Below are 21,693 nucleotides of genomic sequence, written 5' to 3'. Positions count from 1 at the left end.
TTGAGGCTATCCATAGCGATTTGACCACCTGAAAGAGAAGCCTCAATTAGATCATATTCTTACTTAGAATGGTATTATTAGAAACCCAGTCAGTGATGGCTGGGTTTTTTGCTACTTGGTATTTAATCCACTGCTTGTAGAAGAAGCCGTCTACTTAACTGCGAGGGGGCTGGGTCAGTACCATCAGAAATATACTCAGATTACAGGATGGTAGGTAGGTGCATCACTTGTAACGATAAAATGCTTATTGAGGAGCTCAGTCAGGTGAATTTTATATTCTTCATTACGGTGATTTCCAAGTAGCTGAGCAATCTCCTGGCCGACAGGAGAAAAGCGGTAATATAGCAAGCTTAAGCCATTTTTGGCGGGCTGGATTTGATAATCATTCCCCTGATAATGAAAAGGCAGGGGTGTACCATTCTGGAGTTTTCCCGACTCTAATTCAGTGTTTAATATCAGCCCCAGACCCATTAGCTCCAGCAAATGTGAATACGGTAAGTGATAGTGTCCCAGATTGAGCCTGTCGATGGATGGCTGCTTAAGAAGGAAACCTGAACGATATTTCAGGCCTGTTAGCAGCTTTTTGCTGCTATCTTGGCCGAAATGGCAGGCTAACAAGCAGGCTCGCCGAAATAATTGAGCGTCACGCTGCGTCATCTGCTGGAAGGTTATCATCGCTTTTAGGGAAATAGAGCCAGGGGTAATAATCTCTTGACGAAGAATACGGCTCCATAGCTTCTGCATGGAGGGGCTGTAAATATCCTGGGCTATGGTAATGAAATGATGGATCCAGTCAGGATCAGGCTCTCCGGCTGTTTCATCTGAGCAGTTGTCATAACAAAGCCTGAAGATACGCTCTAAATTCTGTTGCTGGCGCTGCCGTATGCTTTGCTGGCGACTTTCGGTGCGTTCTTGCAGTGTTTTATCGTGATCTTCGTCGATCTGAGCATTCACGTCATTATGACGGGCTATGGATTGAACCCGAAAGCGGCTACTTTTTATTGCATTCTTTGAATGACTTTTCTTATCTGTTACCGGTACTACATGGCTTGGCTCATTACTGGCCTGACTTTCGGTTTGCATACAAGTTTCACTCTCAACAGTTATACCTATAGTTTTTACATTTGATCGTTATCTTTGGCAAGAGGCGTGACTTTTGTGTTAATAGATGGTTAAATTTGTGGGTCGCCCGGCGTGATGAAGCTGTGCTATCAAGGAGGGGCTGATGACGAAAAAATTCAGTAAGCGATTAACAGAGGTGTTATTACTGCTTGGGTATGTCGTGATTTTGGCTTACCTTGCTGCGCATGTGTAAGATAAGCCAAAAGTCAGTAAGGCTACTTATCCGGCATCGTCGTATTCTTCAATCAGTGAGCCGTGGAGCAGGTAACCGGTTTCTGCAAGCTCGTGCTCTATGGTTTGTACATTTAACTTTCCTACCACATATACAACATCCCAGAGTTGCTGAACGGGTGCGCCTTTAGGAAACTTCACATAGATGATTTGGTTCGGTGGTGGAGGCGGTACGTGGATGCAGGCACCAAAATAAGGTACGAGTAAAAACTCGGTAATGATGTTTTCATCGCCTTCCAGGGGGATGACAAACCCGGGAATTTTTACCAGGCTTCCGTCCAGTTCCGTTCGAACTGATCCTATATGTTGTTGAACCGCCGTTTGATCACCTTCATGATTAGCAACAGGCATGCCTTGCTGATTAAACAGGTTCCTTTCTTTCTCGGGAATTAAATCTAACCAATCCAGGGTGAGTGGTTCCTGGGCAGCCACTGTCAGAGGGAACCAGCAGCATAAAGCAAACAACCAGTATTTCATGTGATCTCCTTAAATACGAATGGTCATGCCATCGGCTAATGAAAAATGGTATGCACGAAGTGCCGGAATCAGGCTGGTGAACATGCCTGCCGATAAAATAAGGCCCATCAGAATCCACTCGTAAATGCTTGGTGGACTGAAAGGTAAAAAGAGGCCAAAGGTTTCAAGCAACCAGTCATGGCAGAGCCAAAGGCCGCTATACAGTAACCCCATTCCGGTAATTATGCCTGTTAATGTCAGTACCGTTGCTTCCAGAAAGAGCAGCCCTGCGATCCAGCCCGGTCTTGCTCCTGTCGCACGTAAAATAGCCATTTCGCGTCGTCTTTCATTCAGGCTGGTCAGCAGACTGGATAACATGCCAAGTAAGCCGGCTATGACAACGAACACAGAAACAACCATCAGTGCCTGCTCGGCAATTGACATCATTCCCCACAGTTCGTGAAGGGCGACTCCTGGCATAATGGCGCTTAAGGGCTCATCTGGGAAATTATTGATGAAGCGCTGCAGTGCGAAAGTATGAATTTTCGAGTTAAGTCCCACCAGGACAGCGGTGATCTGCTGCGGTTCGAAATGTTGTTGATCCAGCGCTCCGACTTGGGAGGCATTCGTCAGGCGGGTCCCGGACTCCCATCCCACATGAATGGCTTCTATGGCACCTAGCGACACATGCACACTGCGATCGACCGGGGTACCGGTTGGCGCCAGTATACCGGTCACTACGAACGGCAGGTTATCGTGGCGAGTAAAGGCTTTATCACTGATCCCATGTGCAATGATTATCTTGTCACCGAGTTGATACCCCAGTTTTCGCGCAACCTCAGCCCCGATCACTGTCTCAAACAGGCCGTGGAACATTTCACCTTGACTGAAAGACAGCGGTTGCTTGCTGCCATAACGATAATGGCGGAAATAGTCTTGATTGGTGCCGATAACACGAAAGCCTTGATGGGAGTCACCCAGTGAAATGGGAATTGTCCATTTGACATTTTTCTGTTCGCTTAGCGTCTGGTAGGTTTTCCAGTCAATATTATTGGTGGCATTACCAATTCGAAAAATGGAATAGAGCAGCAGATTGACCTGCCCTGAGCGTGCACCAACAATCAGGTCTGTGTCTGAAATTGTTTGTGCAAAACTGGCTTTGGTCTGAGTGCGGACTTTCTCTACACCGAGCAGCAAGGTGGTGGAAATGGCGACGGTGAGAATAGTTAGTAAGGCTGTGGCCCTGCGATTAAGCAGGCTTTGCCATGCAAGGAGTATCATGGTTTTCAAGATCTGTCCCCCGGCTTGTGCATATTCATATCGGTAAGATCCAGCACACGGTCAAAATCTGTCGTCAGTGTCGGATCGTGACTGACAAAAAGCAGGCTGGTATTGGCTTGCCGGCACTCTTCCATGAGTAATCGGAGAAAGTGGTTACGGTTATCATGATCCAGTGCCGATGTCGGTTCATCCGCAATCAGCAGGGCCGGCCTGCCAATCAAGGCACGGGCGGCGGCAACACGTTGTTGCTGGCCTATGCTGAGCTGTGTGACAGGGCGGCTCAGGCATTCGGCGGGCAATTGCAGCGCTTGCAACAAGCGGCGTGCTTCCTGAGCCGGGTGCTTAGTCGCCTGCCTGCGTCGTGCTGAAAAATGACAGGGCAGCAGTACATTGTCCAGAACGGATAAATAGGGAAGCAAATTAAATTGCTGGAATATGTAGCCAATATGATCAGCGCGCTGACGATCCCTGTTTGAAGAAGACAGATCGCTGAAAGGCTGATCCAGCAAGTGAATACTACCTTGTTGTGGTTTGTGTATCCCCGCCATGACACTGAGCAGCGTCGATTTCCCGCTGCCACTGGGCCCTTTCAGAAAGACTTTCTCCCCCTTTGCCAGAGAAAAAGCCGGAATGTTAAGGGTGTCGGTGTCTTGCACTGGCCAGCGAAAACGTATTTTTTCCAAAGACATGACAGTCATGATTGTCTCCGATGCAAGGGAGCCTGCCGACTCCCTTGCTGTAAGCTAACTTAGAAACGAAATACGGGTTGGGCAGACTTCAGAGTTGCGGCTTTTTGACCCTTATCGCTGATCGCCTGAACCTGGATGTTTTCAGTAGCGGGAAAATGTGAGAACCAGTTCAGTGTCAGCTGCCCTAGCTGTTGTATCTGCTCGCAGCGATAAACAGACTGGACACTGAATTCGGCGTGGCCATGATGGTGCTCATGCTCATGCTCATGCTCATGCTCATGTCCGTCATGATCTTCATGTTCATCATCAGAATGTGACGGTAATGTGTGAGTGGCATGATTGTCTTGCAGTGAACATCTGGCCTCCGCCGGCAGAGAAAACAGCGAGGCGGGTTGGTTGAGTTGCTGCAGCGCGGCGTTCAGGGCTTGTTGTTCAGCCTCTGTCTTGGGCGCATGTTCGAAACCAAGAACATCAGATGCCGGTGCCGTGATTTCAAGCAAGAGATCATTCCCATCCTGAGCAATGTTCAGTTCAACCTGGCCGTGCACATGTGCTTCATGCTGGGTGTTGGCCCAGGAAGGCGAAGAACAGATGGCCGTGGACGCCAGCAGCCAGGAAGCGGCACGTAATTTGTGAGTATGCATGTAAAACTCCAATAATAAGAATAATGTTGAGGGCTAAATGGCCGGATTATTGGAGGTTGACGGGGGATCTCTGGCTGTCGGTGACAGGTTCAGCCAGTCGGCATGCCAGCGGTTGATATTGCTGTGTTGTAGGGGGAGCGCGGAATCTGGCAGTAAGCTAGGAGTGGCCGCCGGTAATCCTGCAGGCAATGCGTGGCAGTATGGGCATGAATGTTCTGAGTGGACAGCTGGATTGAGTGCGCTGAGATCGTGCAGGATCTGGATGGGGCTGGCCAGAATGAACAAGCCGAAGACCAATGCCAAAATGCCGTTATGCCATGCCTTATCGACCCGGATATGCACTTCCCTGTTCCTGCCATACCTAAAAGAGGGTGTAATGATATATTATTACACCCTTGCTCGGAAGGCTGATTACAGCAAAGACTGAATTTTTGACATTGCCTGATCAATGTCATTGCGGCTTAACTCCCCTTCTTTCACAAACACCACTTTACCCGTCGGATCCAGCACGATAATGGCAGAGCTTTCCTCTTTCAGTTCCCAGCGGGAACGAACCTGACCTTTGGCATCAAGGACAATAGATGACCAGGCAAATTCCTTTTTGCTGTCTTCTGCCGAGGATTTAACAAAGCCGCCGGTGCCCCAAATCGCATCATCCTGATTGATGATGGTGGTGGTCTGGTACTTATCATGCGGCAGATTGGCGGACTTGATGGTTTCAATAAAAGGGGCATTGAGCTCTTTGGCTGAGCTTCGTCCGGCGATGGCTTGAATCACCCTGACTTTACCGCTCAGCTGGCTGGTTTGCCAAGGCTGATAGACAACATCGTTGCCTTGCAGAATCAGCTCGCCTTTATCGGCAACGCTGGTGCTGGGTAAAGGCTGACCGACTGTCAGATTATGGGCATGGGCCGGTAACGTGAGGGCGGGTAATAATGCGCAAAGTGATAGCAGTGACTTCATGTTCATGAATGTTATTCCTTGTTTATGGTTGTGCTGCCTTATAGTAGTTGAGTTTTTAACAACTGGTAGAACCAGTTTGTTATCCTTGAAGCGTATCACTGTTTTTGCCTGTCGGTTGCCAGAAATGTGAGGAGTGAAATGCCGCTCAGGCAAAGAAATTGGGCAGGTTGCCGTGTCATGTCCTAAAGTTGGGCGTGTCCGTCGCGTCGCATCAAGAACAATAAAATACAACTGGCAGGCGTTTTGCATATTTTTGACACAAGCGAGGCAACTTTTTTGTCTATTAAGGGTCACAGGTTCTGTGTGTTGAGGGATATTATGCTGAAAATATTTAAACAATATCGTCCAAACCAGATTGCGCGTTATGTGAAAAGTTACTTTCGGGGCCGGTTGTTCATCGTGGGTATCGGGGCTTTCGAGTTTGACTGCGGACGTTTACTCCCCCCCGCCAGCCGTAACAAAAAAGCATTGAGTGTGTTGTCGGAAGTGAATAAAGAAATTCAGGTGCTGGCCGCCGCCAGTTATAGCAGCTAGCGCCAGGACTGGCCTGACGCTGGCTGAGAGATTCACTGAGGAGGCATGCAAACACCGGTTCCGCCCAGGCCGCAGTAGCCCTGCGGATTCTTTTCCAGATACTGCTGGTGGTAATCTTCAGCGTAGTAAAACGCAGCGGCAGGTAAGATTTCAGTGGTGATAGTGGCAACTCGCTGATCTGCCTGCAGGGCCGACTGGTATCTTTCTTTGCTGCTTGCTGCCTGAGCTTGTTGCTCCTGGCTGGTGGTGTAGATGACAGAGCGATACTGGGTACCGATGTCATTACCCTGACGCATGCCCTGTGTTGGGTCATGACTTTCCCAAAATTGAGCAAGCAGCTTATCCAGTGTGGTTTGCGCCGGATCGAAAATCACGCGAACCACTTCAGTATGGCCCGTCTGCCCGGTACAGACTTCCTGGTAGGTCGGATTGGGGGTAAAGCCGCCACTGTAGCCTACCGCTGTGTTGATGACGCCAGGCTGTTTCCAGAACAGGCGTTCTGCGCCCCAGAAACATCCCATCCCCAGTACGATTTCTTCCATACCTTCAGGTACAGCAGCATCTATTCGGGTGCCAAAAATGGCGTGAGTTTCAGAGGGAGTCACTGGTGTTGAACGGCCTGGCAGGGCTGCTTCCGGAGAGATTATCTGCTGTTTATCCATCACACTGTTTTCCTAATTGCACTGTTAATAAGCCAGAAAGTAGAGGATTCACGGCTGACAATCAATAGGAGCGTAATCCTGTTTATGGGCAGACCGGCTTTACCGCGATGATTTTCTTTAGTGCGTAAAGGTTGGCACTTCGCTCAGCTCTTGTCACAATAAAGTATGCGCGTAATCTAATAACATTCTAATAAGTGAAGACAAATAAGAATGATAATCTTGTTTTGGCGCTGCTTGTTAGCAGCCGTCGCTTTAGTGGTAACAATGCCAGCTTTGGCAGAGACAGAACTTAGCATTGTCGGGCTGAAAGGCAGCCTGAAGAAAAATGTGGATATTTATATTGCTGCCATTCCGAAGGAAGATTACAGCACGTCTTTGCGGTTCAAAGGCCAGGTTGAAAAAGAAATCCGTACCGCGCTGAAAGCGCTGGGGCGCTATCAGCCTGATATCGTTTTTAGTGTCGAAGAAGACGGCGAAGACAGCACCCTGACGGTCACGGTTGATGCCGGCCCGAGTACCAAAATTGCCAGAAGTGATATTCAGATCAAGGGCGAAGCCGCTGATGATCTGGACTTCTTTGTTCTCAAACGCGACAGCGATTTAGAACTGGGCCGAACCCTTAACCACGGCAAGTACGATGCATTCAAATCCAGCCTGGAAAGCCTGGCGTTGCGCAAAGGCTATTTCGATGCCGAGCTGAAAACCAGCCGGCTGGAAGTGGCGCCTGGCCGTAATCAGGCTTTTATTCATATCGAATTTGATTCCGGCAAACGCTACAAGTACGGCGATATTCTCATCACCGGCAGTCAGATCAATGAAGCGAAAGTCCGTTCGTTAGCCCCGTTTGATGAAGGTGATTATTATCTGGTCTCGCAAGTGGGGGAGTTTAATCAGCGCCTGTCGAGCGTGGGCTGGTTCTCTTCCATTTTCGTAGGCGGGGATGTGAGCGATCTGGAGGGGGATGTGGTGCCCATTCAGGTCAACCTCAGGCCGGAAGTGAGAAATAAAATCGAAACCGGTATCGGCTATTCGACCGATGTCGGGGCGCGCTTGAAATTCAACTGGCGTAAACCCTGGATAAACAGTGAAGGTCACAGTCTGGATGTCCGCACCGAGATCTCTAAAGTGCAGCCGAAAGTTCAAGCGACGTATAAAATTCCGCTCGACAATGTGCTGGATGATTACTACCAGTTAATCGGGGCGATTCGCTATGTGGACAACCACGACACTATCAGTACCGAGTACCATCTTGGCGTTGAACGTCACTGGAACTTTGATCAGGTCTGGGACGGGGTGGCTTCTGTGCGTTTGCTGTATGAGGACTACAATCAGGGCGCCTTTGAGACAGGCTCCGCCTTTATGGTGATTCCCGGGGTCAGTATTGACCGCACCCGGTTACGCGGCGGCAGCTGGCCGACCTGGGGAGACAAGCAACTGCTGAAACTGGAATATTCCGACCCTGCTCTGGGCTCTGATACCCGTCTGGCAAAACTGCGCGGACGCAGTGCCTGGATTCGCACCTTTGCTGACGATCACCGTGGCCTGGCCCGTCTGGATGCCGGGGCGATCTGGGCGGAAAAGATAGAAGATATCCCACCGTCCATGCGTTTTTTTATTGGTGGAGATAGTACCTTGCGTGGTTACAGCTATGAGTCCATTTCCCCTCGTGACAGCGAAGGTCAGCAGATTGGTGGTGAGTTTATGCTGGCGTCCACGCTGGAATACCAGTACCGGCTGACAGGCAACTGGTGGGGAGCCCTGTTCTACGATTACGGCTCATCCTGGTCAGACACCCCGGACTGGCAGGCAGGGGCGGGTGTGGGCATACGCTGGGCGTCGCCGGTTGGTCCGATACGGCTCGACTTCGCCTGGGGGCTGGATAAGCCTGATGATCGTTTCCAAATACACTTCGTGCTGGGGCCTGAATTATGATCTGGTTGAAGAGATTGACCATTGGCCTGCTGACGTTCGTATTGCTGTTAACCCTGGCGCTTTGGGCCCTGCTATATACTCATGCCGGCGTCAGCATCGCTTTGTGGGGAGCTCAGAAAGCCGTACCCGCATTATCAGTGCAAGGCAGCACAGGTGCCCTGCTGAAAGGATTTACGCTCAGCGGTGTCCGCTACAAGGATGATTTGCTGGAGCTCAGTAGCGACAGCCTCACCCTGGCTATCAATGATGATTGTCTGCCGATTCCGGCCATTTGCGTGCGAGAGCTGAGCCTGAGTGGTTTGACGTTCTCCATGCCCGAATTACCGCCAGGCTCCCCGGAGGAAGAAGAGTCGGGTGAGCCACTGACAGAAATCGCGCTGCCTGTCCCGGTCCGGCTGGATCGTTTGACGCTGAATGACATCGACCTGAATATTCTGGGTAATAAAGTTCGCTGGCAGCGTTTCAGTTCAGCTGCCCAGATGCAGGGCAGCCACTTGACCCTGAAACCTACCGACTGGGAAGGCATAGTGCTGAACCTGGCGCCGCCGGCCGAGAAAGAGATTCAGGAACAGACTGAAGAGCAGGCAAAAGACGTTGCCAAGGCTTATAGCCAGGAAAAGCGTGAGCGCATAGTGCTGCCTGAGGTGGTGCTGCCGCTGAAAGTCACTGTGGAGCGCTTTACCGTGAAAGACTTTTTGCTGGAAAGTGCAACGCCGCAGAAAGTGAATGAACTGGAGTTGATCGCAGAAGCAGAAAAAAGCAGCGTGACGCTGACCCGCTTGTTTGTTGACGTGCCGCAAGCCACACTGGATGCCGAAGGGAAAGCCGAGTTAAGTGGTGAGTACCCACTTACATTGAAAGCCAAATCTGACATTGCGCTGCAGCCGGTGCAGGGACACCATATCAATCTGTCGGCGTCAGGCTCATTACAGCAATTGGTGCTGGATGTGGCACTCAGTGGAAAGCTGGATGCCAAGGTGACGGGAAAACTGTCTCCGCTGGATGCCGATCTTCCTTTTGATCTCAAGGTGGTGAGCAGTCACTTACAGTGGCCGCTTGATGACAAGCCTGATTTTGTTGCCAAAGAGACGGCCATCAATGCCAAAGGGAACTTAGACAGCTTTACCTTTGACGCCGCCACCAAGGCGGACGGCGAGCCTATGCCGGCCGTCGATGTCAGCCTGAAGGGAACAGGATCTCTGACTGAGGTTGTCCTGGAAAGTCTGACCGTTAATAGCCTGGGCGGTCAGGTTACGGGCAACGCTCAGGCGAGCTGGGCCAAAACCGTCAGCTGGCAGGGCAACCTTTCCTTTCGCGATATTCAGCCAGGACTGGAATGGCCCGAAGCGGAAGGTAAGCTGAGCGGTAAGCTCAGTACCTCAGGCGGATTAACCGCGACAGGTGGCTGGTTTGTTAAATTGCCCGAACTGAATGTGGATGGTGAAGTGATCGGCCAGCCTTTCACTCTGGCAGGTCAGCTTGATGCCCAGGATGTGAGCGGCAAAGGGGATCTGGAACTGGTGACGCAAGGTCTGGTGCTGAAGCACGGACCGAACGGGCTGAATGCGAAAGGCAGCCTGAAGCAAACCTGGGATCTGTCTGCATTGGTCAATGCGCCCGATCTTGCGCAGTCAGTGCCCGGTTTACGCGGCAGGGTAAATGGCGATTTGCGATTAAGCGGCACGCTGGCTGAGCCAACGATAGATCTGAATTTAGTGGGACAGGCACTGGGCTGGCAGGATCTGGCCCAGCTAAAAAGCCTGAACCTGACCGGCCGGGTGACGCCACTTCCTGCCCTGACGGCAGATATTACGCTGAGCGCCAGAGAAGGCAGCTACCAGGATGCGGCCAAGCTGGAAGCCTTGGATATCACTTTTCAGGGAACCGAAGCCCAGCACACATTACGTCTTGATCTGAAAGGCGAGCCTGTCAGTACCGCCCTGGCGCTGCAAGGCAGCCTGGACAGACAGCAAGGTTGGCAGGGGATGCTGCTACGCGGCAATCTCGAAACACCGGTTGGCCCGTGGCGGCTGAATCAGCCCACGGCGCTGGCATACAACTTGAGTAAGCAGAGCGTCTCCGTTGCACCGCATTGCTGGCAGCAACAAGACGCCTCTGTGTGTCTGACTCAGCCGTTGGATGCCGGCGCGAGTGGCCAGGCAAGCCTGGCCATCAATAAACTCGGCTTTTCCATCCTGCAGCCGTTCCTGCCACCAGAGATAAAACTGGATGGTGAAGCCAATGCCACAGTCAACGCCGGCTGGTCGCCGCAACAAACACCTGTATTGCAGGCTCAGGTGACCCTGCCTGCTGGCGGATTCAGACAACAGGCGGCAGCGGATCAGCCACCGCTGGCGCTTGGCTGGGATAAAATTACCCTCAACGCTGACATGCGCAATGACGTGCTCACGGCAGACTGGCTGGTGGCCGTTAAAGATAACGGGGATTTGTCAGGCAACGCCCGAATTACCCAGTTATCAGGTGAACAGCAGATAGATGCCAAAGTGAAACTGGATACGTTCCGGCTGGATTTTCTGCAACCTCTGGTCGCTGATTACGATATTTTTAAAGGCCGGGTAGACGCAGATTTGCATTTAACCGGCCCGATCATGCAGCCTCAGGTTAACGGTGTATTCAAAGTCACCGAGCTGAAAGCGATCGGCAGAAAAGTCCCGCTGGATCTTGAACGGGGCGAGATCGTCGCCACGTTCAGTGGCTACAGCGCCATACTGCGCGGCAAACTGGATACCCCGGATGGGCGCCTGGTGCTGCAAGGCGATGCGAACTGGGCCGATATGGCGAACTGGAGTACCAATCTGAAGGTGAACGGGCGTGAGCTTGAAGTGAACGTACCGCCTATGATTGCCATGAAAGTGTCGCCTAACCTGAAGATCAGTGCAGCCCCCCAGGTGGCGGAAATCAGCGGCACAGTGTCCATTCCATGGGGCAGGATCACGGTAGACCGCCTGCCGGAATCTGCGGTACAGGTTTCTGATGATGAAATCCTGCTGACCGATGATCTCAAGCCGGTGGATACCGGCAGCAAGGTGCCTTTTGCCATCAAAACCAATGTGATGGTGAAGATTGGCCCGGATGTGCGTTTATCGGCCTTCGGTTTGGATGCCGGGCTGTCAGGGAATCTCAAGGTCAACCAGCAGGACAAAGCCCCGTTAGTCTATGGTGAAATTAGAGTCGACGACGGGACGTACCGGGCCTTTGGCCAGGAGCTGGTGATTCGTAAAGGCCAGATAACCTTCAATGGGCCAGCGGATCAGCCTTACCTGTCGGTGGAAGCGATTCGGAATCCGAACAACATTGAAGACGATGTGACAGCCGGTATTCGGGTAACCGGTCCGGCCGATGAGCCCAAGGTGGACATTTTCTCTGATCCGGCTATGCCGCAACAGAATGCGCTGTCATACGTGTTACGTGGCCGGGATCTCGACAGCGAATCGCCGGAAGGGGGCGGTGCGATGACCACGGCGCTGATCAGCATGGGGCTGTCACGCAGCAGCCAGCTGGTCGGCAATGTCGGCGAGGCATTCGGGATTCAGGATTTGGCGCTGGATACGGCGGGTGCCGGCGATGACTCTCAGGTCACTATTAGTGGTTATGTCTATCCGGGGCTGCAGGTAAAATACGGTGTGGGTATCTTTAGCCCCATTGGTGAGTTTACCGTCAGGTACAAGCTGCTGCAGGATTTGTATATCGAAGCGGTATCGGGGCTCGACAGTGCCGTCGATTTACTGTATCAGTTTGAGTTTAACTAATAAGGATGTTGTCAGCTGTGCACACACGGGTTTTTGTTTACGGCAGTTTGCGCCGCGGCCAGTCTAATCATGGACTGCTGTGTCGGGCCCATTATCTGGGAGAGTGCCAGCTGGCAGCTTACGCCATGTATGATCTCGGACCTTACCCTGCCGCGATAAAGCAGCCAGGGTCTGAGGGCGTGCTGTTTGGCGAAGTGTATGACGTGGATGCCGACACTTTCCGCGAACTCGATATCCTGGAAGGACTGGGAGAAGAATATTGCCGCGAGCAAGTGGACACACCGTTCGGACTGGCCTGGATCTATCTCTACCTGCAGCCGCTTGAGCGTGCCTTGCTGATCCCGCAGGGAGACTGGTCGAGCTGGTCTTCACTGTGATGGCTTCGCCCACAAAAAACGCTCCCTCGGGAGCGTTTTTTACTGGACGACAATCACGGCGGATTATTTTTCCTGAGCGCGCTTGTAAGATTCCAGGATTTCAGCTTTAGCTGCTTCAACGTCAGCCCAGCCGTCTACTTTCACCCACTTGCCAGATTCCAGCTCTTTGTAGCGCTCGAAGAAATGAGTGATTTGCGCTTTCAGCAGTTCTGGCAGATCGTTCACATCTTTGATGTGATCGTATTCTTTGGTCAGCTTGCTGTGCGGTACAGCAACGACTTTCGCATCTTCACCTGACTCATCAGTCATCTTCAGAACGCCAACCGGACGACAGCGGATCACGGCACCTGGGTGCAGCGGATATGGTGTCGGAACCAGAACGTCAACCGGATCACCGTCCAGAGACAGAGTGTGGTTCACATAACCATAGTTGCATGGGTAGAACATAGGCGCAGACATGAAACGGTCTACGAATACCGCGCCAGAGTCTTTATCGACTTCGTATTTGATTGGATCAGCGTTTGCCGGGATCTCGATGACAACGTAGATGTCTTCTGGCAGTTCTTTACCTGCTGGGACGTTGTTCAGGCTCATGATGAATTCCTTAATAGTTTCAGATGATTTTGTCGCCGGGAATTATAACCAGTCGCTGTGAAAAAAACAGCTTCTAACACCAAGAGGGAGAGATGCGGGGGCAGAGAGGAAAAATGCCCGGTGCTGAGACCGGGCATAGCAACGGGATTACTCGGCGTCCGGGAAGGCTTCCAGGAAGCTTTCCACTTTGCGAACCATCTTGGTTGAGCCGACAAAGAAAGGCACGCGCTGGTGCAGTTCAGTCGGTTTGATCTCCATGATGCGATTTTTACCGTCAGAGGCAATACCGCCCGCCTGCTCAATCAAAAATGCCATCGGGTTGCACTCGTATAACAGGCGCAGCTTACCGCTAGGGTGGGTCGCAGTGCTTGGATACAAATAAATACCGCCTTTCAGCAAGTTGCGGTGGAAGTCGGCAACCAGAGAGCCAATGTAGCGTGAGGTATAAGGGCGGTTATCTTCCGGCACGTTTTCCTGGCAAAACTTGATGTACTTTTTCACGCCTTGCGGGAAGCGGAAATAGTTACCTTCATTGATGGAGTAGATCTGGCCATCATCCGGGATCGTCATATTTTCGTGCGACAGGCAAAATACCCCCAGTGACGGATCATAGGTGAAACCATGAACGCCATTGCCTGTGGTGTACACCAGCATGGTGGATGAACCATAAATGATGTAACCCGCCGCCACTTGTTTGTCACCAGGCTGCAGGAAATCTTCGATCTCAGCCGGGCCGCCAACCGGGGTAACGCGGCGGTAAATGGAGAAAATCGTCCCGACGGAAACGTTTACGTCAATATTTGAAGAACCATCCAGTGGGTCCATCAATACCACGTACTTTGCTTCGCGGTTCAGTTCTTTATTGAATACCACGAGTTCATCTTCTTCTTCGCTGGCCACACCGCAGACCTGACCGCGGGCTTCCAGTGCAGCTTTGAATTTCTCGTTGGCATACACATCAAGTTTCTTTTGGGCTTCACCTTGGACATTCTCGCTGCCAACGTCACCAATGATATCAACCAAGCCGGCTTTGTTGATTTCACGGTTTACGATTTTGGCCGCCAGTTTAATGGAACCCAATAGAGAAGACAGTTCACCGCTGGCATGGGGGAAGTCATGCTGATTCTCGACAATGAACTCGCCAAGGGTTCTAATATCGGACATATACAATCCTTGCATCGTGTTGTCATGGGGGGATAAATATTCGGTACAATGCCTCTTTTCGGGCAATTGAACTGTACCCTTGGCCATTGGCCAGTTATTGTTTGATGCAATTGTATCTAAAGATCTTTTTTATGGTAACGAAGTAACACTGAAGCGTGGTCGTGACCAATATTTATTTTGTGAGCTGACAGTTATGCATATCCATATTCTCGGAATCTGCGGCACTTTTATGGGCGGAGCCGCCATGCTGGCCAAGCAGCTTGGCCATAGAGTGACCGGCAGCGATGCCAATGTATATCCGCCGATGAGCACAATGCTGGAGTCACAAGGCATTGAAATTATTCAGGGATATGATCCTTCACAGCTAGAGCCCGCACCGGATTTGGTGGTGATTGGCAATGCCATGAGCCGGGGCAACCCATGCGTTGAGTATGTGCTGAATAAAAACCTGCGTTATACCTCAGGCCCGCAATGGTTACAGGAATTTTTGTTACATGACCGCTGGGTACTGGCGGTGGCGGGTACCCATGGTAAGACCACGACAGCCAGTATGCTGACCTGGATTCTGGAAGACTGTGGTTACCAGCCCGGTTTTCTGGTGGGCGGCGTACTGGGAAACTTCGGTGTTTCCGCACGTTTAGGCGAGAGTTGTTTCTTTGTTGTTGAAGCAGACGAATACGACAGCGCTTTTTTCGATAAGCGTTCTAAGTTTGTTCATTATCGACCACGTACCTTGTTAATGAACAATCTGGAGTTCGATCACGCAGATATTTTTTCGGATCTGGCCGCTATTCAGCGCCAGTTTCATCATTTAGTCCGCACTGTGCCGGGGGAAGGCAAAATTCTGGCCCCGCACGGCGTGCCTGCCATTGATGAAACGCTGGCGATGGGCTGCTGGAGCGAGCTGGAATACAGCGGTGAACACGGTGACTGGCAAGCGAACAAGCACCAGCCGGACGGCAGTGAATTTGATGTGATTTTTGCCGGTAAAACCGTGGGCATTGTGCGCTGGGATCTGATAGGGGATCACAATGTCAGCAATGCCCTGATGGCGATCGCCGCCGCGCGGCATGTCGGCGTGCTCCCTGAACTGGCCTGCGAGGCGCTGGCGCGTTTTGTCAATACCAAGCGCCGGCTGGAGCTGAAAGGTGAGCAGAATGGCATTAAAGTGTATGACGATTTCGCCCATCACCCGACAGCCGTAGAGCTGACTCTGGGCGGCTTGCGTGCCAAGGTGGGGGATTCGCGCATTCTGGCGGTGCTGGAGCCGCGCTCGAACACCATGAAGCTGGGAGTGCACAAAGCCGATTTGGCTCCGGCACTGGCAGCGGCAGATGAAGTTTTCCTGTTTCAGCCGGACACGATTCCCTGGTCGGTACAGGACATCGCTGATCTTTGTCCGCAGCCGTCGGTGTGCGACGCCGACCTTGATGCTTTAGTCGGACACATAGTGGCTGCCGCCCGTCCTGGCGATACTATCCTGGTGATGAGCAATGGCGGCTTCGGCGGTATTCATGACAAGCTGCTTGCCGCCCTGGCACAGGGAGATCAAGATGCAGGATAAACGTATTACCCTGGCCTGGACAGGGGCATCCGGTGCCCCTTACGGGCTGCGTTTGCTGGAGTGCCTGCTCGCGGCCGATTACCAGGTGTACCTGCTGATCTCCTCAGCAGCCCGTGTGGTGCTGGCGACCGAGCACGGCCTGAAACTGCCTGCCGGTCCCGAAGCGGCACAGGCGGCACTGGCAGAGCATCTGAATTATCAGGGCGATAAGCTGACGGTCTGCGGAAAGGAAGACTGGTTTTCTCCGGTGGCGTCCGGCTCTGCCGCGCCGAAAAAAATGGTGGTGTGCCCGTGTTCCGCGGGCACCTTGGCCTCGGTGGCTCACGGCCTGTCGGATAATCTGCTGGAACGCGCGGCCGATGTAGTGCTGAAAGAGCGCGGTCAGTTGCTGATGGTGGTCAGGGAAACCCCGTTTTCTTCCCTGCATCTGGAAAATATGCTCAAGCTCTCCAACCTGGGAGCGACCATCATGCCGGCCGCCCCCGGCTTTTATCATCAACCGAAGTCTATCGACGATCTGGTCGATTTCATGGTGGCGCGGATACTGGATCATCTTGGCGTCGAGCAAGGACTGGTTCCGCGCTGGGGCTATGATCACCGCCCGTCCTGAATCATAGCCCTTCTGGTTTGATGATCAGGATATTGCCGGGGGCATTTTCCACCACTTTGGCCGCCACTGAACCCAGTACCAGCTTATCTATGGTGGAGCGCTGGTGGCTGGGCATAATGATCAGATCGGCCTTAACCTGACGGGCATGATCAACTATGGTCGACCAGGTTTTACCTTCCGACACGGTTTCAATATGACGGACATCGGCGGGAATATGTTGTTCGGCAAATTGCTTCAGTTTTTTTTGGGTGTCCTGCAGCATTTTTCGCGCGGCGTCTTTAGGAAAGTAGCTGGAAACTAAGGCCATATGAATACCCGGCAGGACGTTGAGTAAGTGAACAACGGCGTCTGACTGGCGGGCATGCCAGACGGCAAGCTCAACCGCTTTATCACCAAAGCCGTCCTTATTGAGATCGACAGGTACCAGAATGTGGGTGTACATGGCATCCTCTCTGTCAGGCAGCCACAGGCCGATGTTGGCACCTGTGGCTGAATTATTGTGCTGACTAGAGTTTAGTCCTGTTGCGTGTTTTTGTGTGTTTCACCTTTGACGGCAGCATCATGTTTGGCTTTTCGTCGCTGATTCCAGCCCAGTAAAGCCAGCAGTGCCAGCGTTGGTACGAACACCCATTCCTTCATAGGTCTGGCTGCTGGCAGGCTGACAGTGACTATCTCCCAGCCAAAATCAATACCTGCCTGCTCGGCCGGGCTGCCAAACTCAACCAGTTCAACCATCATTTTCTCGCCTTCCTGTTTGAGCATCAGGCCGGTCGAGGCAATTTTCTCATTCGGATCGACCGCCTGCTTATCAAACGGCAGCAGCACGTGCTTGGTCACTTGATCGCCCAGCAAATCCATCCCTGTCGCCTGGACTTCCAGCGGCTCACCAATGGCCAGTTTATCGGCGGCATCGACAATCAGGGTGCCCGGCATGTCGTGTTTGGGCGGATAGACCATGTCCCACCAGAAGCCGGGGCGGAACAGCGAGAAAGTGATCAACAGCAGCAGGATGGACTCCCACCATTTGACTTTGGTGAACCACCATCCCTGGGTCGCCGAAGAGAAGGTCAACATGGCAATGACAGCGGACGCTACGGTCAGGAACAAATGCCACCAGGTATCAATGTCCATCAGCAAGAGCTGGGTATTGAAAATGAACATGAAGGGCAGGATGGCGGTGCGGATATCATAGGTGAAACCCTGAATACCGGTACGGATAGGATCGCTTTTCGCAATCGCGGCGGCCGCAAACGCAGCCAGACCGACCGGCGGGGTATCATCGGCCAGAATACCGAAATAGAACACGAACAGATGCACGGCCAGCAGCGGAATGATCAGGCCGTTTTCAGCCCCCAGGGTGACAATAACCGGCGCCATCAGGGTCGAGACCACTATGTAGTTCGCCGTGGTGGGCAGCCCCATACCGAGGATCAGGCTGATCACGGCGGTAAACAGCAGCATCAGCATGATGTTGCCGCCTGAGATGAACTCGACGAAGTCTGTCATCACCAGACCTACGCCCGTCAGCGTCACCACGCCCACGATAATACCGGCCGCGGCAGTGGCGACACCGATACCTATCATATTGCGCCCGCCGGTGACCAGACTTTCCAGCAGATCGTGCCAGCCTTGTTTACCTGCCTCTGTCAGCGTCTGCTCTTTGGTAAAGATGGCCATGAGCGGACGCTGGGTCAGCAGAATGAAAATCATAAACACGGTTGCCCAGAAAGCCGATAAGCCCGGCGAGAAACGCTCAACGGTCAGGCACCAGACCAGCACAACGATGGGCAGCAGGAAGTACAAACCGGATTTTACGGTCGGGCCGGGATCCGGCACTTCGGTCAGTTCCTGATCCGGATCTTCCAGCAGATGATCCTGATAGTTGGTCGCCAGACGAACCAGGGCGACATACGCGATCAGGATCGCAACCGCTATGATAGGTGTGGCGGCGGCGCCAAACACGTCTTTGGTCCAGCCGATGCCGTAATAGACTATGGCACTGAGCACCATCAGGCCGACTATGGTACCAACAAACGAGGTCAGTTTTTGCGCCAGAGTAGGCTGATAATGGCGGGGCAGGCCCGTCATACCGGCTTTACAGGCTTCCAAATGGACGATGTAAAGCAGGGCAATGTAGGAGATCAGGGCCGGTAGTATGGCCGCTCTGATAACCTCGACATAAGAGACACCGACATATTCCACCATCAAAAATGCCGCTGCACCCATGATGGGCGGCGTGAGCTGGCCGTTGGTCGAGGCCGCAACCTCAACCGCCCCGGCTTTATAGCCAGGGAAGCCCACCCGTTTCATCAGCGGAATAGTAAAGGTGCCCGTGGTGACCACGTTGGCAATGGACGAGCCGGATACCAGGCCGGACAAACCGGATGCGACCACGGCCGCTTTTGCCGGACCGCCGCGCATATGACCAAGTAATGAAAAGGCAACTTTGATGAAATAAGCGCCTGCGCCTGCCCGCTCGAGCATAGAGCCGAACAGCACAAACAGGAAAACAAAGGCAGTAGAGACACCCAGTGCAACCCCGAAGACGCCTTCAGTGGTCAGCCATAAGTGTGACATCGCTTTGTTAAGGCTGGCACCTTTGTGCGCAATGACATCCGGCATATAAGGGCCGGCAAAGGTGTACAGCAGGAAAACCGAGGCGACCACCATGAGCGGAGGGCCCAGTGCACGTCGCGTGGCCTCGAGAAGCAACAGCATCCCTATCACGGAAGTGACGACATCCAGCGTGGTTGGTGCACCAGAGCGGCCAGACAGTGCTTCGTAAAACAGGTAGATATAGGCGGCAGAAAAACTGGCCAGCAGCGCAAGAATCCAATCTTGCAGTGGAATGTGATCCCTGGGGGAGCCCTTCAGGGCTGGGAAGGCAGTAAAGGCCAAAAAAATGGCAAATGCCAGGTGGATAGCACGCGCTTCGGTATCGTTGAAGATGCCAACATTAAAAATAAAAGGGAGCGGTGAGGCATACCAAAGCTGGAACAATGACCAGCAAAGGGCGACAACCCACAGAATTTGTCCCTGCACCCCCTTGGGGCTGCGTGCGCCGGTATCCGCCTGGGCCACCATGTCCTGGACATCGTCATGGTTGGTTTTTGTCATGCTACTTCCTTATTTCAGGAGCGATCCGTTATTAACTGTTTGAGGTTTCAGTTTTTATTGTAGTCTGGCTCATTGATCTGACAGGGGCATTTTTGTGCTCTGACAGACAAAAAGTGCACCGTCAAGACGGTGCACTTTGCAGGATGAACAGCTGTTGGCTTATTTGATCAAACCTACTTCTTTGTAGTATTTCTCTGCGCCCGGATGTAATGGGATCGAAATACCGGCTTTGATCATGTCTTCTTTCTTCAGGTTGGCGAAGCTTGGGTGCAGGCGAGTGAAAACATGGAAGTTCTCAAACACGGCTTTGACCAGCGCGTACACCGCATCATCCGACACTTTGGTTGAAGACACTAACGTCGCGGCAACACCGAAGCTGTTGACGTCGCTGTCGGTACCACGGTACATGCCGCCCGGTACGGTCGATTTCGCATAGTAAGGATTATCGGCAACCAGTTTGTCGATAGCGGCACCTGTCGCCGGGATCAGTTTGGCATCACACGAAGTGGTTGCTTCTTTGATTGAACCGTTTGGATGGCCGACGACATAGACAAAGGCATCGATCTTGTTATCACACAAGGCCTGAGAGCGCTCAGAACCTTTCAGTTCGGCTGCCAGTTTGAAGTCATCTTTGCTCCAGCCCATGGTATTCATCACCACTTCCATGGTGGCGCGGTCACCTGAGCCCGGGTTACCAATATTGACGCGTTTGCCTTTCAGATCGTCCAGGTTATTAATGCCTGAATCTGTACGGGCAATAATGTTGAACGGTTCTGTGTGCAGTGAGAAAACAGCACGCATTTCTTTATACGGACCTAATTCTTTAAACTCACTGGTACCGTTATAGCCGTGATATTGCCAGTCAGACTGCACCACGCCGAAGTCCAGTTCACCGGCACGCATAGTGTTCACGTTGTATACAGACCCGCCGGTCGATTCGACAGAGCAGCGAATGCCATTGGTTTTACGATCGTTGTTCACCAGCTTACAGATAGCACCGCCGGTAGGATAATACACACCGGTGACAGAACCTGTACCTATGGTGATGAACTCTTCCGCTTGCGCCAATCCTGAGGCAAGAACGGTGGCAGATAATGCGCTGACTTTTAACAGTTTTGTAAACGCCATTGTGATCCCTTCCTGTTGTGTTATTTCTTATCAGTGGTGCAGGTACACGGCCCGCAATGCTTTAAACAAATCAAAGAGATAATAGCAAACGATCGGCGTATTATTGAAATAATGTAAAAACCTTTTTGTGAAAAAGTAATGAGATTGCGACAGCTGACCACATTTCAGAGCATAACTATCCACTGCAAAGCGGGGTAACCCAGCGGGAAAAGACGGGGCGGGGAAGGGGGGGAGAAGCACGCCCTCTCAGGGTAAACGGAGAGGGCGTTGCCTGAAGGTTGACTTACTTACTGTAATCAAACAGCGAGCAGACAGAGTCGAAGAGCTCTTCAGCGGTTGTGGTCAGGGTTGGTGTGATGAAAATCGTGTCATCCCCCGCCACAACACCCAGGATACCTTCGGCGCGGCCCAGTGAGTCAAGCAGACGAGCGATCACTTGCGCCGCGCCAGGGCCGGTGTGAATCACGACCATGGCATGGTTATAACCCACTTCCATGACCAGTTCTTTCAACGGACTGCTGATGGTCGGTACGCCCAGCTCTACGGGCAGGCAATACACCATTTCCATTTTAGCGTTGCGGGTACGTACCGCGCCGAATTTGGTCAGCATCCGTGACACTTTCGACTGGTTAATGTTATCGAAGCCCTGCGCTTTCAAGGCATCGACTATCTCACCTTGAGAGCTGAATTTTTCTTCCTTGAGTATGGATTTGAATGCTTTTATCAAGCGTTCTTGTTTATCAGAACTACGCATAAGTAAATTTCATGTACAGGGAGAGGGTCCGTATTTTGTCACAACCTGTTAGCTGGTAGCAAACAATGTTCATTCGAACTTGGAACTAGGTTACTGTTAAT

20 protein-coding genes are annotated in these 21,693 nt (G+C 52.2%); 6 read left to right on the top strand and 14 right to left on the bottom strand.

Features of this window, described 5'->3' with window-relative positions:
* Nucleotides 1-195 precede the first annotated feature (195 nt).
* From P0Y67_RS05365 to P0Y67_RS05335, 7 genes are all read right to left on the bottom strand, one after another.
* Entirely contained in the window at nt 196-1,083 is an 888-nt protein-coding gene (locus P0Y67_RS05365) for a TIGR03899 family protein (RefSeq protein WP_342391032.1), read from the bottom strand.
* A gap of 258 nt (nt 1,084-1,341) precedes the next feature.
* Nucleotides 1,342-1,830, bottom strand: coding sequence for a DUF3299 domain-containing protein (locus P0Y67_RS05360; protein ID WP_342391031.1), 489 nt, complete (start codon nt 1,828-1,830; stop codon nt 1,342-1,344).
* Between the two features lie 9 nt (nt 1,831-1,839).
* Complete coding sequence (locus P0Y67_RS05355) at nt 1,840-3,090, bottom strand: ABC transporter permease (RefSeq protein ID WP_446728801.1); 1,251 nt, start codon at nt 3,088-3,090, stop codon at nt 1,840-1,842.
* Nucleotides 3,091-3,095: 5 nt separating this feature from the next.
* Entirely contained in the window at nt 3,096-3,788 is a 693-nt protein-coding gene (locus tag P0Y67_RS05350) for an ABC transporter ATP-binding protein (RefSeq protein WP_342391029.1), read from the bottom strand.
* 50 nt (nt 3,789-3,838) lie between these two features.
* A complete protein-coding gene (gene zrgA / locus P0Y67_RS05345) occupies nt 3,839-4,423 on the bottom strand; it encodes a zinc uptake protein ZrgA (RefSeq protein ID WP_342391028.1) in 585 nt (194 codons plus the stop codon).
* 33 nt (nt 4,424-4,456) lie between these two features.
* Nucleotides 4,457-4,765 carry a hypothetical protein gene (locus tag P0Y67_RS05340; RefSeq protein WP_342391027.1) on the bottom strand — a complete coding sequence of 103 codons (309 nt, stop codon included), beginning with the start codon at nt 4,763-4,765 and terminating at the stop codon, nt 4,457-4,459.
* Between the two features lie 69 nt (nt 4,766-4,834).
* Entirely contained in the window at nt 4,835-5,392 is a 558-nt protein-coding gene (locus tag P0Y67_RS05335; protein WP_342391026.1) for a YtfJ family protein, read from the bottom strand.
* Between the two features lie 312 nt (nt 5,393-5,704).
* On the opposite strand from P0Y67_RS05335, the gene P0Y67_RS05330 reads away from it, so the two are divergent.
* Complete coding sequence (locus P0Y67_RS05330; protein ID WP_027251828.1) at nt 5,705-5,920, top strand: DUF1107 domain-containing protein; 216 nt, start codon at nt 5,705-5,707, stop codon at nt 5,918-5,920.
* Between the two features lie 32 nt (nt 5,921-5,952).
* On the opposite strand, the gene msrA is transcribed toward P0Y67_RS05330, so the two are convergent.
* Nucleotides 5,953-6,585 (bottom strand): peptide-methionine (S)-S-oxide reductase MsrA, encoded by a 633-nt coding sequence (msrA, locus tag P0Y67_RS05325; protein WP_342391025.1) that lies wholly within the window; start codon nt 6,583-6,585, stop codon nt 5,953-5,955.
* Between the two features lie 261 nt (nt 6,586-6,846).
* Here msrA and tamA point away from each other — a divergent pair, with 261 nt between their 5' ends.
* Genes tamA through P0Y67_RS05310 form a run of 3 tightly spaced genes read left to right on the top strand, consistent with a single transcriptional unit; the run spans nt 6,847 to nt 12,661 of the window.
* Nucleotides 6,847-8,514 carry an autotransporter assembly complex protein TamA gene (gene tamA / locus P0Y67_RS05320; RefSeq protein WP_342391024.1) on the top strand — a complete coding sequence of 556 codons (1,668 nt, stop codon included), beginning with the start codon at nt 6,847-6,849 and terminating at the stop codon, nt 8,512-8,514.
* A complete protein-coding gene (tamB, locus tag P0Y67_RS05315) occupies nt 8,511-12,284 on the top strand; it encodes an autotransporter assembly complex protein TamB (RefSeq protein ID WP_342391023.1) in 3,774 nt (1,257 codons plus the stop codon). The genes tamA and tamB overlap by 4 nt, the downstream gene beginning before the upstream one ends.
* A 17-nt stretch (nt 12,285-12,301) precedes the next feature.
* Entirely contained in the window at nt 12,302-12,661 is a 360-nt protein-coding gene (locus tag P0Y67_RS05310; protein ID WP_342391022.1) for a gamma-glutamylcyclotransferase family protein, read from the top strand.
* A gap of 63 nt (nt 12,662-12,724) precedes the next feature.
* Here the strand turns inward: P0Y67_RS05310 and ppa are convergent, their stop codons facing one another.
* Nucleotides 12,725-13,255 (bottom strand): inorganic diphosphatase, encoded by a 531-nt coding sequence (gene ppa / locus P0Y67_RS05305; RefSeq protein ID WP_027251823.1) that lies wholly within the window; start codon nt 13,253-13,255, stop codon nt 12,725-12,727.
* Nucleotides 13,256-13,402: 147 nt separating this feature from the next.
* A complete protein-coding gene (gene fbp / locus P0Y67_RS05300) occupies nt 13,403-14,419 on the bottom strand; it encodes a class 1 fructose-bisphosphatase (RefSeq protein ID WP_342391021.1) in 1,017 nt (338 codons plus the stop codon).
* Nucleotides 14,420-14,612: 193 nt separating this feature from the next.
* On the opposite strand from fbp, the gene mpl reads away from it, so the two are divergent.
* Together mpl and P0Y67_RS05290 are read left to right on the top strand one after the other, a co-directional pair.
* On the top strand, nt 14,613-15,983 hold the full coding sequence (gene mpl, locus P0Y67_RS05295; protein ID WP_342391020.1) for a UDP-N-acetylmuramate:L-alanyl-gamma-D-glutamyl-meso-diaminopimelate ligase: 1,371 nt from the start codon (nt 14,613-14,615) through the stop codon (nt 15,981-15,983).
* Nucleotides 15,973-16,593 (top strand): flavin prenyltransferase UbiX, encoded by a 621-nt coding sequence (locus P0Y67_RS05290; protein ID WP_342391019.1) that lies wholly within the window; start codon nt 15,973-15,975, stop codon nt 16,591-16,593. The genes mpl and P0Y67_RS05290 overlap by 11 nt, the downstream gene beginning before the upstream one ends.
* 1 nt (nt 16,594) lies before the next feature.
* Here P0Y67_RS05290 and P0Y67_RS05285 read toward each other — a convergent pair whose 3' ends face one another.
* From P0Y67_RS05285 to argR, 4 genes are all read right to left on the bottom strand, one after another.
* On the bottom strand, nt 16,595-17,035 hold the full coding sequence (locus P0Y67_RS05285) for a universal stress protein (protein WP_342391018.1): 441 nt from the start codon (nt 17,033-17,035) through the stop codon (nt 16,595-16,597).
* Between the two features lie 71 nt (nt 17,036-17,106).
* Complete coding sequence (locus P0Y67_RS05280; RefSeq protein ID WP_342391017.1) at nt 17,107-19,710, bottom strand: TRAP transporter permease; 2,604 nt, start codon at nt 19,708-19,710, stop codon at nt 17,107-17,109.
* A gap of 159 nt (nt 19,711-19,869) precedes the next feature.
* Nucleotides 19,870-20,838 (bottom strand): TAXI family TRAP transporter solute-binding subunit, encoded by a 969-nt coding sequence (locus P0Y67_RS05275; protein WP_342391016.1) that lies wholly within the window; start codon nt 20,836-20,838, stop codon nt 19,870-19,872.
* A 283-nt stretch (nt 20,839-21,121) separates the two neighbouring features.
* Nucleotides 21,122-21,592 carry a transcriptional regulator ArgR gene (gene argR / locus P0Y67_RS05270; protein ID WP_027251817.1) on the bottom strand — a complete coding sequence of 157 codons (471 nt, stop codon included), beginning with the start codon at nt 21,590-21,592 and terminating at the stop codon, nt 21,122-21,124.
* Nucleotides 21,593-21,693: the final 101 nt, after the last annotated feature.

The organism is Photobacterium sp. SP02, from assembly GCF_038519165.1.
GTDB classification, from domain to species: domain Bacteria; phylum Pseudomonadota; class Gammaproteobacteria; order Enterobacterales; family Vibrionaceae; genus Photobacterium; species Photobacterium halotolerans.
Note: the sequence above shows the minus strand (reverse complement) of the source record. Positions and strands in the feature narration are given on the sequence as shown.

Coding starts and splice junctions, on each gene's coding strand:
- P0Y67_RS05365 (WP_342391032.1), bottom strand. CDS start 1,083: ATGCAAACCGAAAGTCAGGCCAGTAATGAGCCAAGCCATGTAGTACCG.
- P0Y67_RS05360 (WP_342391031.1), bottom strand. CDS start 1,830: ATGAAATACTGGTTGTTTGCTTTATGCTGCTGGTTCCCTCTGACAGTG.
- P0Y67_RS05355 (WP_446728801.1), bottom strand. CDS start 3,090: ATGATACTCCTTGCATGGCAAAGCCTGCTTAATCGCAGGGCCACAGCC.
- P0Y67_RS05350 (WP_342391029.1), bottom strand. CDS start 3,788: ATGACTGTCATGTCTTTGGAAAAAATACGTTTTCGCTGGCCAGTGCAA.
- zrgA (WP_342391028.1), bottom strand. CDS start 4,423: ATGCATACTCACAAATTACGTGCCGCTTCCTGGCTGCTGGCGTCCACG.
- P0Y67_RS05335 (WP_342391026.1), bottom strand. CDS start 5,392: ATGAACATGAAGTCACTGCTATCACTTTGCGCATTATTACCCGCCCTC.
- P0Y67_RS05330 (WP_027251828.1), top strand. CDS start 5,705: ATGCTGAAAATATTTAAACAATATCGTCCAAACCAGATTGCGCGTTAT.
- tamA (WP_342391024.1), top strand. CDS start 6,847: ATGCCAGCTTTGGCAGAGACAGAACTTAGCATTGTCGGGCTGAAAGGC.
- tamB (WP_342391023.1), top strand. CDS start 8,511: ATGATCTGGTTGAAGAGATTGACCATTGGCCTGCTGACGTTCGTATTG.
- ppa (WP_027251823.1), bottom strand. CDS start 13,255: ATGAGCCTGAACAACGTCCCAGCAGGTAAAGAACTGCCAGAAGACATC.
- fbp (WP_342391021.1), bottom strand. CDS start 14,419: ATGTCCGATATTAGAACCCTTGGCGAGTTCATTGTCGAGAATCAGCAT.
- mpl (WP_342391020.1), top strand. CDS start 14,613: ATGCATATCCATATTCTCGGAATCTGCGGCACTTTTATGGGCGGAGCC.
- P0Y67_RS05290 (WP_342391019.1), top strand. CDS start 15,973: ATGCAGGATAAACGTATTACCCTGGCCTGGACAGGGGCATCCGGTGCC.
- P0Y67_RS05285 (WP_342391018.1), bottom strand. CDS start 17,035: ATGTACACCCACATTCTGGTACCTGTCGATCTCAATAAGGACGGCTTT.
- P0Y67_RS05280 (WP_342391017.1), bottom strand. CDS start 19,710: ATGACAAAAACCAACCATGACGATGTCCAGGACATGGTGGCCCAGGCG.
- P0Y67_RS05275 (WP_342391016.1), bottom strand. CDS start 20,838: ATGGCGTTTACAAAACTGTTAAAAGTCAGCGCATTATCTGCCACCGTT.
- argR (WP_027251817.1), bottom strand. CDS start 21,592: ATGCGTAGTTCTGATAAACAAGAACGCTTGATAAAAGCATTCAAATCC.